This is a genomic window from Paenibacillus sp. FSL H3-0310 (assembly GCF_038002785.1).
Classification (GTDB): domain Bacteria; phylum Bacillota; class Bacilli; order Paenibacillales; family Paenibacillaceae; genus Paenibacillus_AQ; species Paenibacillus_AQ odorifer.
Window position 1 is genome coordinate 987,534 of record NZ_JBBODC010000001.1, and the last position, 14,323, is coordinate 1,001,856.

Below are 14,323 nucleotides of genomic sequence, written 5' to 3' on the forward strand. Positions count from 1 at the left end.
GTGAAATTATCAGATCGGCTTCAGCAATTGCTGGAGCAAATTCCGCAAGGAAGCAGATTAGCAGATATCGGTTCCGATCATGCCTTGCTTCCTGTGGCCGCTGTCGAAAGCGGTAAGGCTGTGTTTGCAATTGCAGGTGAAGTAAACCCGGGTCCCTTTGATGCTGCTTGTAAGGGCGTTGCAGAGGCTGGACTAGGGAAGGTGATCTCGGTGCGCCGTGGAGACGGCCTTGAGGTTCTGGAACCTGGTGAAGTCAATTGTATCACGATTGCTGGCATGGGAGGCGCATTAATTGCCGCGATTCTGGACCGGGGTCAAAGCCAGGGTAAGCTAAAAGAGGTTACAACCCTTTTGCTTCAACCGAATGTAGGCGAGGATATTTTGCGCCGCTGGTTATTAAATAATAAATGGGTACTCGTAGCTGAGAGAATTTTGGAAGAAGACGGGAAGCTATATGAAGTATTGACGGCTGTACCAGAAAATACGGAAGCTGGAATTACAAATGAAAGTGTATATCGTGAATTAACCTTGGGGGATTCCGCTAAAGTCCTTGGGCAAGAGGCCTTGCTTCAAATGGGACCATGGCTGCTTCAAGCACCAAATGCTGTGTTTTTTGCTAAGTGGCAGGGTGAGATTCAGAAATTGGAAGGCATTTTAACATCGTTGTCACGTTCAGAACTCGAATCTGCTGAGCATAAACGGAAACAGATTCAAGGTCAGATCAGGGAAATTACGGAGGTGCTACAATGTTTGCCAAGGGACAAACAGTAATTCAGTATATGGAGCAACTGGCTCCTAAGCATTTAGCTGAGGATTGGGATAAAATTGGTCTTCAACTGGGCACGCTGCAAAAAGAAATCACTAATGTATTAGTTGCTTTAGATGTGAATGATGAGGTAGTTGAAGAAGCGATTCGTCTAGGCTGCAATTTGATTATTGCGCATCATGCGATTATTTTCCGTCCATTGCAAGGAATCCAGACAGACACACCGACGGGCAAAATGTATGAAAAATTAATTAAGAATGACATTGCGGTGTACATCAGCCACACGAATCTGGATGTCACCGAAGGTGGAATGAATGATTGGATGGCTGAAGCTCTTGGCATAGAAAACGGAGTACCCATCAAAGACATTCACTCCGAGCAATTATCAAAGCTGGTAGTATTTGTGCCGAAGGATCATCATCAGAAGGTTCTGGATGCTATTCTGAATGCTGGAGCAGGGGCAATTGGCAACTATAGTCATTGCAGCTTCAATATCGAGGGATACGGTACTTTTATTCCAGGAGAAGGCACGGATCCTTATATCGGGGAAAAAGGTAAGATGGAACGTGCCGAGGAAATTCGTATTGAGACGATCGTCCCGCACTCCATCCGCAATAAAGTGGTGCAGGCTATGCTTAAGGCCCATCCTTATGAAGAGGTTGCCTATGATTTGTACTCAATGGATCTTAAAGGCCGCAGCTTAGGACTTGGGCGGGTAGGAAAGCTCAAAGAGCCTACAACCCTTGGACAATTCGTGGAGACGGTAAAAAAAGGCCTGAAGGTAGACCATGTACGGGTTGTTGGTGATTTGGACCGTCCGATTCGTAAAGCTGCCGTTCTCGGCGGCTCGGGTGGAAAGTATTATAACAGTGCTATTTTCCGCGGTGCGGATGTCCTGGTTACTGGGGATCTGGATTATCATACAGTTCAGGATGCTGCGCTCGCCGGAATCACTCTGATTGATCCGGGACATAATGCGGAGAAGATCATGAAAGAGAAAGTAGCGGAGTGGATGGCTGGAAAATTGGCCGAGCATAAGTATGATACAGCTGTGCATGCTTCGCAGGTGAATACGGAGCCATTTAAGTTCCTATAAAATTGCCATTTAATAATGCTTGTGCCAGACATGTGATGTCTGTATAATATATAATGTTGTTCGGAAAGTTTGACAGACAATCGCCGGTGACGTGAAGACGTCACGGGAGGAAAGTCCGGGCTCCATAAGGCAGGATGCTGGATAACGTCCAGTCGGCGCGAGCTGAAGGATAGTGCCACAGAAATGGACCGCCGATGGCCGCCTTAGGGCGGCACAGGCAAGGATGGAACCGAGGTGTAAGAGACCCCGAGGAACGCTGGTGACTTCGTTCCTGGTAAACCCCATCTGGAGCAAGACCTAATGAGACGCAGCTGAATAAGCAGCCTTAGCCTGAGGCGCGTCTAGGTTGGTCGCTGGAGCTGTGCAGTAATGTATGGCCTAGATAGATGATTGTCGCTTATGGTGGGAGGGTAGTTCCCGATCGAACCACGACGAGCACAGAACCCGGCTTACGGCAAACTTTCCTAACTGCAACGTTATAATAACAACACCATACAAACGGCGACGTATCCCGGTAACCCGGCTTACGCCGCCTTTTTTGTTGCAAACAAATGCGGATAAGGCAAATATTTAAGCGGTGAATGCGTGAACATGCAGGGATTTGGATCGTGATATGCAGAAATTAGACTTTTTAGAAGCATTGCTAGCGGCTGATGGGCTGATGGCTGGTGGTTGATAGTTGATGGCTGGTGGGCTGATGGCTGGTGAGCTGATGAGCTGATGGCTGGTGGTAGATGAGCTGATGGCTGGTGGCTGATGAGCTGATGGCTGGTGGTAGATGGCTGATGGTTGATGAGCTGACGGATGATGGTTGATGAGCTGACGGCTGATGGTTGATGAGCTGATGGCTGATGGCTGATGGTAGATGGATGATGGTTGATGGTTGATGGTTGATGAGCTGATATGCTAACGGACCGAGATGCAGCTATTTGTGTATTTTATGCCTTTTTGGAGGAGTTTCGGACTGGAGAGCCGTTATTCGGCATAAACAGGGTGGATATCGGGCGTTTTGAATCCAATAGTGACTATGGAGTCCGATAGCAAACCAAATGAACGGAATTGATGCAAATAAGAGCGCTGGGGTCCGATACGAACCTCCCGAACTCCCGAACTCAGAACTCTAGAACTCCCGAACTCCAGAACTCAGAACTTCAGAATTCCGAACTCCCGAACTCCATGGTTACTTTGACGCCAGAATTAGATTAGTAGCTAGCAAACTGTAACAATGCGGAGCCTGGCTAATCTTCTGCGGGAAGATTGGAGTTAGTAGCAAAATATCAATTGTAACCTCTGGCTGTAACTTCGCTGTGAAATCGGAGTTAGTTGAGTGGCAGATGAGTTGAGTAACTGGAGGATGTTTGGTGATGCGGAAAGCGAAATGTGGGAAATGGGATATATGACGTGCAAAGTGTAGAAATGCGAATGTGAAAATGCGAAACGAGATGTGCATAAATCGCTGAATGTGAAAATGCTAAATGAGTTGTACAGAAACGCTGAAATGTGAAAATGCGAAATGTGACGAGCAAAAATTGCTGAATGGGGAAATACGAAAATGGGATCGGGTAGAGAGGCTGAAATGTGGAATGCGATATGTGATGTGCAAAAACGCGGATTGTGGAAATGCGAAATGAGATGTGCAGGAACGCTGAAATGTGGAAATCAGAAATATGACGTATGAAAATTGCTGAATGTGAAATGTGAAGATACGAAATGAGCTGTGCAGAAACGCTGATTGTGAAAATGCGAAATGAGATGTGCAAAAACACTAAAAGTAAAAATACGAAAATGAGATTTGCAGAAATGCGTAAAGGTAATATTCTGCAAATACGCAAAAGTGAAAGCTCAAAAATCTGCTCACAAAAAACGGCTTCCCCGTCCAATAAAGGATGGAGAAGCCGTTTTATTTAGCCATTGTGGCTATTGATTACGAGCAGTTGTTCACGACCGAATGATGTTTTGATTTTGCTGCCATTGAACCAATGCTTTCTCTAGACGCTGGACAGCAACAGGAACTTGCTGTGGTGGCGTGTGTGTGAAGTTAAGGCGCATTTTGTTTTTGTGAGGCTCCGCTGAATAGAATACCTCTCCGGGTACGAACGCTACTCCGTTTTCCACTGCCAGCGGGAGTAATTCCTTAGTATTGATCTCTTCGGAAAGGGTAAGCCATAGGAACATGCCGCCTCTTGGCTCGAGGAAATGTGCTCCTTTCCAGTTATGTGATCTGAGTTCCGCGGACAGGAGCTTCATACGCGAATGATACTCTCTTGAGATGAGGCGGATATGCTGCTCAATATCAAAATGCAACAGCAGTTCATCTAAAGCACGCTGGTCGATGGTGCTGGAATGCAGATCAGCTGCTTGCTTTGCCTTGGCGATGGTCTTGATTAGTTCGGAATCGCCGATAATCCAGCCGGTGCGTAGGGCAGGGGCGACGATCTTGGAGAAGGTCCCTGTGTAGACTACACAATGATCCCCGCCGAAGCTTCTATCGATGGAGGCTAATGAGGGTGGATATAGAGTTTTATCTTCATCAAAGGTTATTTCTCCATAGGGATTGTCCTCTAGAATAAGAACACCGTAACGGCGGCAGATTTCAACCACCTTCTCGCGGCGTTCTTTACTCCATGTTGCTCCAGACGGATTGTTGAAGGTCGGAACTGCGTATAGCAGTTTTGGCCGATGTATCCGAATCTGCTCTTCCAACTGATCCGGCAGAATGCCATGTTCATCATTTGGTATCGAATGAATAGCAGCCCGGTAAGAACCGAGCACTTGTAGTGCTGCCAGATAGGTGGGCGCTTCCACAAAAACTGCATCGCCGGGATCCAGCAATATTTTGCATAACAGATCTATAGCTTGCTGTGAGCCTGTAGTCAATACCATCTCAGAGGCTGTAACCGGGATGCCTTGCCGGGTAAGCCTTTCAGCAATTTTGTCACGTAGTGGAGTAAAACCCTCGGTAAGCCCATATTGAAGCGCTGAGGTGTCGCTGGAGAGCACGCGATTATAGGCATCACGTACGGCCTCCAAGGGAAACAAATCCTCCCCAGGCAGCCCGCCTGCAAGTGAAATGATGTCATTGCCCTGTGTAACTTTTAGAATCTCCCGAACTGCTGATGATCCTAGATGATTGGCTGCCGTTGAGTATTTGATATCCATAAATTAGTTCTCCACCTTTCGATTTGATGCTATCATAATAGGAGTGCTGTATAACAGTAAAGCGTTGAATATAACAGTGGAGGTGAAGGGTTCATGCATATCGATTTGAATCGCAGCGGCAGTAAAACTCTGCCCCATCAAATCAGTGAAACCCTCAGTCAGCGGATCTCATCAGGACTGCTTCAGCAAGGTGTCCGGCTGCCCTCCGTTAGAAGTCTAGCTATAACATTGAACGTGAGTCAGGTTACAGTAAGCAAGGCTTACGATATGCTTGAGAAACGAGGACTTATATACTGCAGACAGGGCAAAGGCTGCTTTGTGGCCGATCCAACCCATAATAGACGTCAAGAAGAGGGTTGCTGGCAGGATTTATATGATGATTATTTGCCGAGGGCTCAGCTTTGGCGGAATTTTGATGTTTCAGAAGTGAAATATCCCTTTCATTTAGCCGCCATCCACAGTGAGCTGCTGCCACTTCAAGATATTGGTGACACCTACGCATCCTTGGTCAAAGAGCAACCGGAGCTTATGGCAACCTACGGGAATTTTCAGGGAGATCTTGAGCTGCGGAATGTCATGAGAGAACATTTGAAATCGCGTGGGATTTCGCTAACTTCTTCCGATTTGATGATAACCAGCGGGACCCAGCAAGGCATTGATCTGGTGGCTCGTACATTTGTTGGTCCTGGAGATACAGTCTATCTTGAGGCGCCTAGCTATACTGGTGCTATTGATGTTTTTGCGGGACGAGGTGCAGAGATGATTTTTGTGCCTACGGATAGTGAAGGGATGCGAGTGGATGTTCTTACAAAAATGTGTGATCAAAGACCTCCAAAGCTAATTTATACCATCCCTACTTATCAAAATCCAAGCGGCGTAACTATGAGCATCACAAGAAGACAACGACTGCTGGAATTAGCGCGCAGCTACCGTTGCCTCATTGTTGAGGATGACCCATTTAGTGATTTATATTTCCATGCACCACCACCTAGGGCGATTAAATCAATGGATCCCGATGGACATGTAGTCTATATGAAAAGCTTTAGCAAAGTACTTGCACCTGGTTGCCGAATCGCCTGTGTGGCTGCAGAAGGAAATATTCTGTCCCGGCTGATCGCCGCTAAATCTGCGAGTGATCTAGGAAGTCCCTTGCTGACACAGAAGGCCGTATTACCCTTCATCGCTGAAAAATACGACGCCTACGCAGCACAGCTACGAATTACACTCCGTGGTCGTATGGAAAAGGCGGCGAAGCTTCTGAAGCTGTACGCGCCGCCTGGAGTGAACTATATTCTACCAGAGGGAGGACTTAATCTCTGGCTGGAGCTGCCCCCTTCTCCTGATATCGCAAGCCTGCATGACTTGGCGGAGCAGGAGAGCATTTCTTTTTTACCCGGTGATGTCTGTTACTCTGCGGAAACGCCTTCCCGCCACATCCGTCTTTGCTATTCGCAAATGAAGGAATCGGAAATGGAGGAAGGGTTACAGCGGTTTCTGCGCTTACTTGGCCGGTTTTTGCAATGACACGGTTATGGGGTGTTATTTGTTCTTTGTTTTAATTGATTCATTTGCTGGCGTACATGTTGAGGAAAAAGCTGCAATGGAACTTGATTGCCGCTTGCCGCTTGTAGCGTTTTATAAATATCGACCTGACCCCAGCCAAAGTATTTATCATGGCCGGAAGTTCCCAGATCAACAGCGTTTTTGGTCATAAGGTCCATAACTTCCTTATTCGTCAGATTAGGATTCAGTGAACGTACCAGACCCGCCAGCGCAGCGACATGGGGACTGGCCATCGACGTGCCGGATAAAGCGGCATACTGGCTGTCCGGATAGGTGCTTGCGATGCTTTCTCCGGGTGCAGCGACATCAATATAATCGCCGTAGTTGGAGAAGGAGGCTTTTTCCCCTGAAGCATTTGTAGCAGCCACTGCAATCACTTCGGGATAAGCTGCAGGGTATCCAGGCCGTTCTGTATTATCATTGCCTGCTGCAGACACAAGCACGATGTCCCGGTCATAGGCGTATTTAATCGCATCATGGAGGAACTGCGAGTCGGCATAATTCCCTAAACTTAAGTTAATAACCTTTGCGCCATTGTCAGCTGCCCATATGATACCTTCTGCTACGGAATAAGTCGTTCCGGCACCTGAGTTATCTAGCGCTTTTACAGGGAGGATCTTATTGTACCAGCTGATGCCAGCTACACCTTCCCCGTTGTTAACAAGTGCGCCAATGATTCCAGATACATGTGTACCGTGACCTACATCATCCTCGGGTGTGGAACCATTGGTAATGGCATTGTAACCAGTCAAAAGCTTACCTTGTAAATCAGGATGATTAATCTGTACTCCCGTATCGACTACGGCTACAACCACTTCTTTGCTGCCTTTGGAAAGATTCCAACCTAGCTCAGTTTCAATCGCCGGGAGGTTCCATTGGTAAGTGGAGAATAACATGTCGTTAGGCGTGACAGTTCCTTCAGCGTTTTTAGTGATGGTATCATTGGTTAAATACATATAGTGAGGTTCCGTATACTCGGGATGCCATTTGTTGGTGAAATAGGATTTCAGCTGATAATAGGTCATCTTCTCAGAGCGAAAGATATAGGCATATCCCAGCTTGCGTGGCTGCTTGCAGTGGATATCGGCGGTTATCGTCTGGAGCTGTCCCTGAGTCGGAGCATTTCCCTTAAAACGGACTACAATTTCATTCTCATAAAAATGGCTGGCATTTTCGTTATCATGGCCGGTCTTGACTGTAATGTCCTTTAAGTTATCGGTATGGACTGATTCCACATGGTATTTGCCTTCCTTAGGATACGGAATGAGACGCAGGTTCTTCAGCTGATGGTCTGCCACACGCCCAAGCACCTTTTGGTTAATAAGAGCAATAATCCCTACATTTTTCTGTTTGTTCCGCTGAGCGATAAAGTAATATTTTTCTTTACCGATTGTAAACGTTGGAGATTCATAGGATTGATGACCGTGGATTGCTGATTTTGCCGTATTGAGATATTTTAGAAGCTGTTTGTTCTCCTGTTCGGTTCCTTTTGGAAAAGACGACTTAAAGGTCTCAGTCTTTTGTGTGCGGAAATCGATCCACATCAGCATGGAGATAAACCCGTGGTCTTGCTGCAATCGTTTCGCATACACTGATTTATCATGAATCGAAGACATCCCGTCTGTTTCAGACAGGAGTTTAGTTAAGTGTCTACTGACATCGACTCTATTCAGATGATCTGTCGCCTCCACATCCTGGCTTAAGGAGGTTTTCTTTAATGTTTTTTCCTGAGAGGGATTTGGAGGTGAATGCAAAGCTGAAGTTGGAGCCGGATTCTGAACAGCGACTTTTGCGGCCTCTCTGATCGTCCCATTAGTGGCAGGGCGCAGGGCAAAGGTAAGTAACCCAACTGTAAAAGCTGCTGTAACCAAACCTGCAACTGTTAGATTTTTTCGTGACATGATTTCCGCTCCTCTATGCAATGTAATGTCTATAGGTTTAGAAGAGAGCGTATCTTTTATGCATCTTAGAAAAGGATACCTTCCTAACGTTTTTTATGATAATATCAGAGAGAATAAGTATCTCGAATTGTCTTCTTGATTTTGTAAGAGATACCTCATTAGATGTTGTTCTTAATAATTGTTCAGAAGGTTAGACTTCTCTGTGTTCACATCCTGATATTGCAAGAATAAAGAGATACGTCTTTAGGGCGGTTTCTTTCAGAGGATTAACTTTATTGACTACAAGAGCAGGGAATAATAAGGAGGAGCAACCGCTATGTCAGCAGCCAATGTGCAGAAATTATGTGAATCGACGAGAGATAAACTTAAAGTGGTAATCGACAAAATGGAAGTATTTCTAAATGAGCATGCATTGCCTCAGCTTGTAGTTGAGGGAGATGAGGAAACCGTACAATTTTACCAAGGTTTTCTGTCCGATCTTCGTCACCTATTAGTGTTCTCGGAAATGTCATATGAGAAATTAGGCGTTGCGCTGCGTCGTGCGACATTCGATGAATCTTTTGCACAGAAAGCGCTTTATAATGTATATCACTATGGCGTGAACAACTTCTTTTATCCGAAAAATGAAAGCTATTCTGAAGATGGCCGTTACGCTTATACTGGTCAGGATGCAATCCGTTTCCGCAAAAAGCCAGTACGTCCCGCACGTGATATCATCCTAGAAATCACCAAAACGTATGAAGATCTTCGCGATGATCTCATTTATTATGAGAACGACTATTTGACCGAGAAACGTATGCAAAATCAGGTTTAACTTCTAAATAGTGATCTAAAGGGATCAGCACTTTGTCATTTTGTAATGACGATGAGCTGGTCCTTTTTTGCGTGGATTAAAAGCCTGTCTCGATACATCAACTGGAAACCACTCTGTCGAATAGCGGGTAAATGGAGCGGACATAATGAAGCCGAGGTGATAATTATGTCGAGTGAAAAACCACTAGTAAAATGTAGCGTGAGCAATTGTCATTATTGGGGCGAGCATAATTTATGCCGGGCTGAAGAAATTGTCATCGAGATCGATAAGCACGTAGGCAATGGTTATAAGGAAGAATATGCTGAAGAAATGACAAATGAAGGTCACCGCGATCATGCCAGTACATCATCTGCAACATGTTGTCTGACGTTTAAGCCGAACGCTTAGGAGGCCGCCAGAATGGACACAGAAAAGGATAATGAATCAAGCTCATCACGGGAACAATCCGGTCCGAGAAAAGTCATTCTTCGTCCGCGGAGAGTGGACTATCCTCGGCGGGACAGAGAGCATCGCGAAGAATACGCTGCTGAGGTAAATCCGGTTCCAATGCAGGTTCGGGATGCCCCGCGGATAGTGGAAGAACGCAAGGACAGTGAAGCGGAATATAGTGGAAGCCGGGTAATGGGGTATGTTGGACTGGGGATGGGGATCGCCTCATTGTTCATCTGGTCTTTTATTCTCGGACCCATCGCTGCCGTAGTTGGTTATTATTCCTATGTCAAAGAGCAAAAAACGCTTGGGGCATGGGCAATGGGCTTAGGGATTGTTGCGACACTAAGTTACTTCGTGATGATTCCCTTTGCGCGCTAAAAAGAACTGAATGGCTTTGATCTAAACAGGCTTTTAGACCTAAATATCAGGGTCTGAAGTCTGTTTTTTCATTCCAACATATAGCAATAATCTCAGATAAAATGTAAGATTAAGCCGTAATTCATCGAAATTTCAACGCGAAACCTTATATATGATTCGAGTAGGACAAAAAAGGAGTGCGCCAGCATGCAGATCAATCCCGCTGTAACCGATGGGTTAGGGCAGCTTAAATGGATCAACCTTAAGGCTACAACCGAAAAAACTAGCTCCGCGAATGGAAATGAACGGTCAACGGGAGTTTCAGCTTCTGGATTTGCGACAATGCTTCAGGCAATGTCAACGAGTAGTGAAAGTTCAAGCTATTTGACTTCTCTCCCGGATGCAACTTCAGTCAGCAGCTTGTTATGGCAGCAGATAGGTGGGACAACAGAAACCTTCAATAACATAATTTCCGGGGAAATAACGGGTTCCACACCTACGAGCTATGATGATCTCATCCAGAAGGCGAGTGCTAAATATGGCGTGCCGATTGATCTGATCAAAGCAGTGATTGATACTGAATCTTCGTTTAATCCTAATGTGGTCTCTTCGGCAGGGGCTAAAGGTTTAATGCAGCTTATGGATGGGACCGCGAGCGGCTTAGGGGTTACTGATTCGTTCGATCCGGCGCAAAACATTGATGGCGGCGTACGTTATTTATCTTATCAACTGAAACGCTTTGGCGGAGAGGAAAAGATGGCACTTGCAGCGTACAACGCAGGGCCGGGACGGGTAACAGATCTGGGAGTAACCAATGATCAGGAATTATTGGAGAAACTTAGCCTGCTTCCAAAAGAGACACAATCTTATATCTTTAAAATAGAACGCGCTCGCGCTCAATACGCGGTATAATAAAAAGGATCAAACGGGAAACACCGTTTGATCCTTTTTCGATAATAAGTTCACTCAACGAAGTAAAGGAGACATTTGACATATGCTTTACTGGGATTATGCCGCCGCTACACCGCCCTATGTAGAAGTGGTGCAGACGATGGAACAAATTATGAAGCTGCATTATGCGAACCCTTCCTCTTTGCACCGTGCGGGCAGTGAAGCGGGTAAGCTGATCAGACGGTCGCGTGAAGTATGCGCTGCTGCTTTATCTGTACAACCGCAGGAGATTCTATTTACTTCTGGTGCAACGGAAAGCAATAATTTGGCGATAAAAGGCGCTGCTCTGCAATATCAGACTAGAGGCCGCCATTTGGTAACTACAGAAATAGAGCATCCCTCTGTATATGAGAGTTTCCTGCAATTGCAGCGAATGGGCTGGGAGGTTACTTTTGTAGCACCCGATAGCACTGGCGTTGTTGATCCTGAGCGCGTAGCTGCTGCTGTCCGGCGCGACACAGTGCTTGTTAGTGTGATGCATGTCAATAACGAGATTGGAACGATACAACCGCTTAAAGAGATGGGGAAGCTGATTAAAGCTGTGAATCCGCGAACCTTATTTCATGTAGATGGTGTTCAGGGATATGGTAAGCTTGCAGTTGACTTAAAGGATTGGCAGGTGGATCTTTATAGCCTGTCTCCTCATAAGCTTCGAGGCCCACGTGGAGTGGGATTACTGTATATCAAAGAGGGAATTAAGCTATTCCCATTGCTTACAGGGGGCTCTCATGAAGAAGGACAACGCGCTGGAACTGAAAATGTACCTGCGATTGTCGCATCCTCCAAAGCTATCCGCATGAGTGGTGAGCAGCGCGAAACCTTCGTTGCCCAGTTGGTTCCACTCCGAGATCGATTATTACGCTTCTTGCGCACCGTTCCTGAATTTGTTATAAACAGCAGAGAGGATGGAGCTCCCCATATTGTGCATTTCTCTTACCCTGGCATGAAGGGAGAGGTATTCGCCCGCAAGCTGGAGGAACTGGGGATGGCTGTCTCCACCCGTTCGGCCTGCTCCTCACGACTGGCTGAGCCTAGTCGTGTATTATTGTCTATGGGTAAAGATGTCTCCAGTGCTTCAGGTGGGATTCGTATTAGCCTTGGCGACAGTCATACAGATGAGGATGTCGCTGCGCTTGAGCAAGCATTAACCACTGCGGTACAAGCTTTAAAGATTGCTGAAGGAGGAATGAAGTAACAAATGAGCATGATGAATAAGGAATCTGCAGAAGGCAGAGCCCATAGTATAGAATACGCTGATATGCTGCTCCTGCGTTTTGGAGAGTTTACTTTAAAGGGCAAAAATCGTACCCGATTTGAAAAAACCGTACTGCGTCATGTGAAGGAATTGATTAAGCCTTATCCAAACGTAGTTCTGAGCAAGGAATTCGGAAGAATTTACGTGGAATTGAACGGGGAATCTGCGATTGAATTGGTACAAGCACTGAAGAATGTATTTGGCATTGCTTCAGTTAGTCCAGTGAAGGTTTCTAAGTCAGAGCTTGAGGATATTGTAGCGGTCAGCCGTCAATTTTTGGAGATAATCGCGCCTGCTCCGGGCACCAGATTTAAGGTTAATGCTCGGCGGGTATGGAAAGAGTTCCCTTACGGCTCCATTGAGATGAATAAACTGATCGCGACACCACTATTGCAAGGATATCCTGGCCTCACCGTAGACGTTAAATCGCCTGAATTAGAGCTGAGGGTCGAAATTCGTCAGGGACATACTTATATTTTCTGTGAAAATATTGCCGGTGTAGGTGGATTTCCATTAGGCACTAACGGAAAAGCGATGTTATTGCTGTCCGGTGGCATTGATAGTCCCGTAGCAGGCTGGTCATCCATGCGGCGCGGACTTGAAGTGGAGTGCGTGCACTTCTACAGTTATCCTTATACAAGCGAGCTTGCTAGACAAAAAGTTGTGGATCTTGCGCGGGTATTGTCACGTTATGCGGGTGTAATCAAGCTGCATCTGGTACCCTTTACTGAAGTGCAGACTTCCTTTACCGGCATCGGCCAGGATAATCTGATTATTACACTGATGCGGCGGGCAATGCTGAGAATTACTACCCAGCTTGCTGAGCGCGAAGGTGCATTGGCGATTGTAACCGGGGATAGTCTGGGACAAGTCGCTAGCCAGACCTTGCCAAGCATGAACGTGATTGGCCGGGCGACAACCCTACCCCTTCTGCGTCCGCTGGTAATGATGGACAAAAGTGATATTGTGGACCTGTCGAAGAACATCGGTACCTATGATTTGTCTATCCTTCCTTATGAGGATTGCTGTACTTTATTTGTTCCAAAATCACCTACAACAAATCCGAATTTACGGATTGTGGATAAGATAGAGGCTACGCTTCCGGGATATTCTGAACTTCTGGAAGCGGCGATTGAAGCCACAGAGACCGTGTTAATCACTCCCTATGGAGATGAGAAGCCTAGTGATGTTGTAAGTGTCGAGGCTGGATTACAGGAAGAATGGTTCTAAAATAATAAACCAAAAAACTGCCTTGGAGCGTAGTGAAATCTACGTTCTGAGGCAGTTTTTTTGTGGTTTAGACGATTGTGCCCTCCTGAGGCTCTTCTGGTTTTGATTGGCGTTTCCAATGTCCCGCTGCCAAAATACCTATAATGATCACGATTATAAACAGATATTTGAGCAGCGGATGATGATTAAAAAATGGCGCAAGCTGATGTTCATCCGTAATCATACTTGAAGCAGTGAAACCTAAGACAGCAGAACCAATATAAATGATCCATGGATATTTGTTGATTAATTTAATAAAAAGGGTACTTCCCCACACAACGATGGGGACACTGATCAGCAGTCCTATGATAACCAGTGAGATATTATGCTTGGCAGCTCCGGCAATGGCGATCACATTATCAAGGCCCATGGCAGCATCAGCTAAAATGATTGTCCCTACAGCGGACCACAAGCTTTGACCTGCCTTGATATCTGTTGAAGTGTTCTCACTGGTTAACAGCTTATAGGCAATCAGAATGAGTAAAATCCCTCCGGCAAGCAGTAACCAGGAGATTTTCAACAGCCATACGACCAGAATCGTTGCGAAGATCCGCAACACTACAGCACCTGCTGTTCCAAATACGATAGCCTTCTTTTGCGTGTCTGACGGTAAATTACGCGCCGCAAGACCGATCACAATGGCATTATCTCCCGCCAAAATAAGATCTAGAAAAATAATGTTGAGCAGCGATAATATAAACTCCCAGATGGATGTATTCAAAGCGAAGTCACTCCCAAGTTTGTTAGATTGAGCTTCAAA

12 protein-coding genes and 1 other RNA gene are annotated in these 14,323 nt (G+C 46.0%); 10 read left to right on the top strand and 3 right to left on the bottom strand.

Annotated elements, in window-relative coordinates:
* The 3 genes from MHH63_RS04445 (at window position 1) to rnpB (ending at window position 2,329) form a co-directional block, all read left to right on the top strand.
* On the top strand, window positions 1-771 hold the full coding sequence (locus tag MHH63_RS04445; protein ID WP_076192145.1) for a tRNA (adenine(22)-N(1))-methyltransferase: 771 nt from the start codon (window positions 1-3) through the stop codon (window positions 769-771).
* Window positions 747-1,862: a Nif3-like dinuclear metal center hexameric protein gene (locus MHH63_RS04450; RefSeq protein WP_036683794.1), complete on the top strand. Its 1,116-nt coding sequence runs from the start codon at window positions 747-749 to the stop codon at window positions 1,860-1,862. Before MHH63_RS04445 ends, MHH63_RS04450 begins: the two co-directional genes overlap by 25 nt.
* A 64-nt stretch (window positions 1,863-1,926) precedes the next feature.
* An RNA gene (gene rnpB, locus MHH63_RS04455) (RNase P RNA component class A) lies at window positions 1,927-2,329 on the top strand.
* Window positions 2,330-3,800: 1,471 nt separating this feature from the next.
* On the opposite strand, the gene MHH63_RS04460 is transcribed toward rnpB, so the two are convergent.
* Entirely contained in the window at window positions 3,801-5,021 is a 1,221-nt protein-coding gene (locus MHH63_RS04460) for an aminotransferase-like domain-containing protein (RefSeq protein WP_076129013.1), read from the bottom strand.
* A gap of 93 nt (window positions 5,022-5,114) precedes the next feature.
* Between MHH63_RS04460 and pdxR the strand changes: the two genes are divergently transcribed.
* Complete coding sequence (pdxR, locus tag MHH63_RS04465) at window positions 5,115-6,545, top strand: MocR-like pyridoxine biosynthesis transcription factor PdxR (protein WP_341171254.1); 1,431 nt, start codon at window positions 5,115-5,117, stop codon at window positions 6,543-6,545.
* A gap of 5 nt (window positions 6,546-6,550) precedes the next feature.
* Here pdxR and MHH63_RS04470 read toward each other — a convergent pair whose 3' ends face one another.
* The gene (locus MHH63_RS04470) at window positions 6,551-8,485 is read right to left on the bottom strand and encodes a S8 family peptidase (RefSeq protein ID WP_341171255.1); all 1,935 of its coding nucleotides are present in this window, start codon (window positions 8,483-8,485) and stop codon (window positions 6,551-6,553) included.
* Between the two features lie 316 nt (window positions 8,486-8,801).
* Here MHH63_RS04470 and MHH63_RS04475 point away from each other — a divergent pair, with 316 nt between their 5' ends.
* The 6 genes from MHH63_RS04475 (at window position 8,802) to thiI (ending at window position 13,524) form a co-directional block, all read left to right on the top strand.
* On the top strand, window positions 8,802-9,299 hold the full coding sequence (locus MHH63_RS04475; protein ID WP_036683764.1) for a YpuI family protein: 498 nt from the start codon (window positions 8,802-8,804) through the stop codon (window positions 9,297-9,299).
* A gap of 165 nt (window positions 9,300-9,464) precedes the next feature.
* Window positions 9,465-9,686: a DUF1540 domain-containing protein gene (locus MHH63_RS04480; protein WP_036683762.1), complete on the top strand. Its 222-nt coding sequence runs from the start codon at window positions 9,465-9,467 to the stop codon at window positions 9,684-9,686.
* A 12-nt stretch (window positions 9,687-9,698) separates the two neighbouring features.
* Complete coding sequence (locus MHH63_RS04485; RefSeq protein ID WP_038572882.1) at window positions 9,699-10,109, top strand: hypothetical protein; 411 nt, start codon at window positions 9,699-9,701, stop codon at window positions 10,107-10,109.
* Between the two features lie 186 nt (window positions 10,110-10,295).
* Window positions 10,296-11,000, top strand: coding sequence for a lytic transglycosylase domain-containing protein (locus tag MHH63_RS04490; protein ID WP_038572880.1), 705 nt, complete (start codon window positions 10,296-10,298; stop codon window positions 10,998-11,000).
* A gap of 82 nt (window positions 11,001-11,082) precedes the next feature.
* Window positions 11,083-12,234 (top strand): cysteine desulfurase family protein, encoded by a 1,152-nt coding sequence (locus tag MHH63_RS04495; RefSeq protein WP_076222922.1) that lies wholly within the window; start codon window positions 11,083-11,085, stop codon window positions 12,232-12,234.
* 3 nt (window positions 12,235-12,237) lie between these two features.
* Window positions 12,238-13,524 carry a tRNA uracil 4-sulfurtransferase ThiI gene (thiI, locus tag MHH63_RS04500; protein WP_081382359.1) on the top strand — a complete coding sequence of 429 codons (1,287 nt, stop codon included), beginning with the start codon at window positions 12,238-12,240 and terminating at the stop codon, window positions 13,522-13,524.
* 67 nt (window positions 13,525-13,591) lie between these two features.
* Here thiI and MHH63_RS04505 read toward each other — a convergent pair whose 3' ends face one another.
* Entirely contained in the window at window positions 13,592-14,284 is a 693-nt protein-coding gene (locus MHH63_RS04505) for a TerC family protein (RefSeq protein WP_341171256.1), read from the bottom strand.
* Window positions 14,285-14,323 lie beyond the last annotated feature (39 nt).

Coding starts and splice junctions, on each gene's coding strand:
- MHH63_RS04495 (WP_076222922.1), top strand. CDS start 11,083: ATGCTTTACTGGGATTATGCCGCCGCTACACCGCCCTATGTAGAAGTG.
- MHH63_RS04450 (WP_036683794.1), top strand. CDS start 747: ATGTTTGCCAAGGGACAAACAGTAATTCAGTATATGGAGCAACTGGCT.
- pdxR (WP_341171254.1), top strand. CDS start 5,115: ATGCATATCGATTTGAATCGCAGCGGCAGTAAAACTCTGCCCCATCAA.
- MHH63_RS04460 (WP_076129013.1), bottom strand. CDS start 5,021: ATGGATATCAAATACTCAACGGCAGCCAATCATCTAGGATCATCAGCA.
- thiI (WP_081382359.1), top strand. CDS start 12,238: ATGAGCATGATGAATAAGGAATCTGCAGAAGGCAGAGCCCATAGTATA.
- MHH63_RS04490 (WP_038572880.1), top strand. CDS start 10,296: ATGCAGATCAATCCCGCTGTAACCGATGGGTTAGGGCAGCTTAAATGG.
- MHH63_RS04480 (WP_036683762.1), top strand. CDS start 9,465: ATGTCGAGTGAAAAACCACTAGTAAAATGTAGCGTGAGCAATTGTCAT.
- MHH63_RS04470 (WP_341171255.1), bottom strand. CDS start 8,485: ATGTCACGAAAAAATCTAACAGTTGCAGGTTTGGTTACAGCAGCTTTT.
- MHH63_RS04485 (WP_038572882.1), top strand. CDS start 9,699: ATGGACACAGAAAAGGATAATGAATCAAGCTCATCACGGGAACAATCC.
- MHH63_RS04475 (WP_036683764.1), top strand. CDS start 8,802: ATGTCAGCAGCCAATGTGCAGAAATTATGTGAATCGACGAGAGATAAA.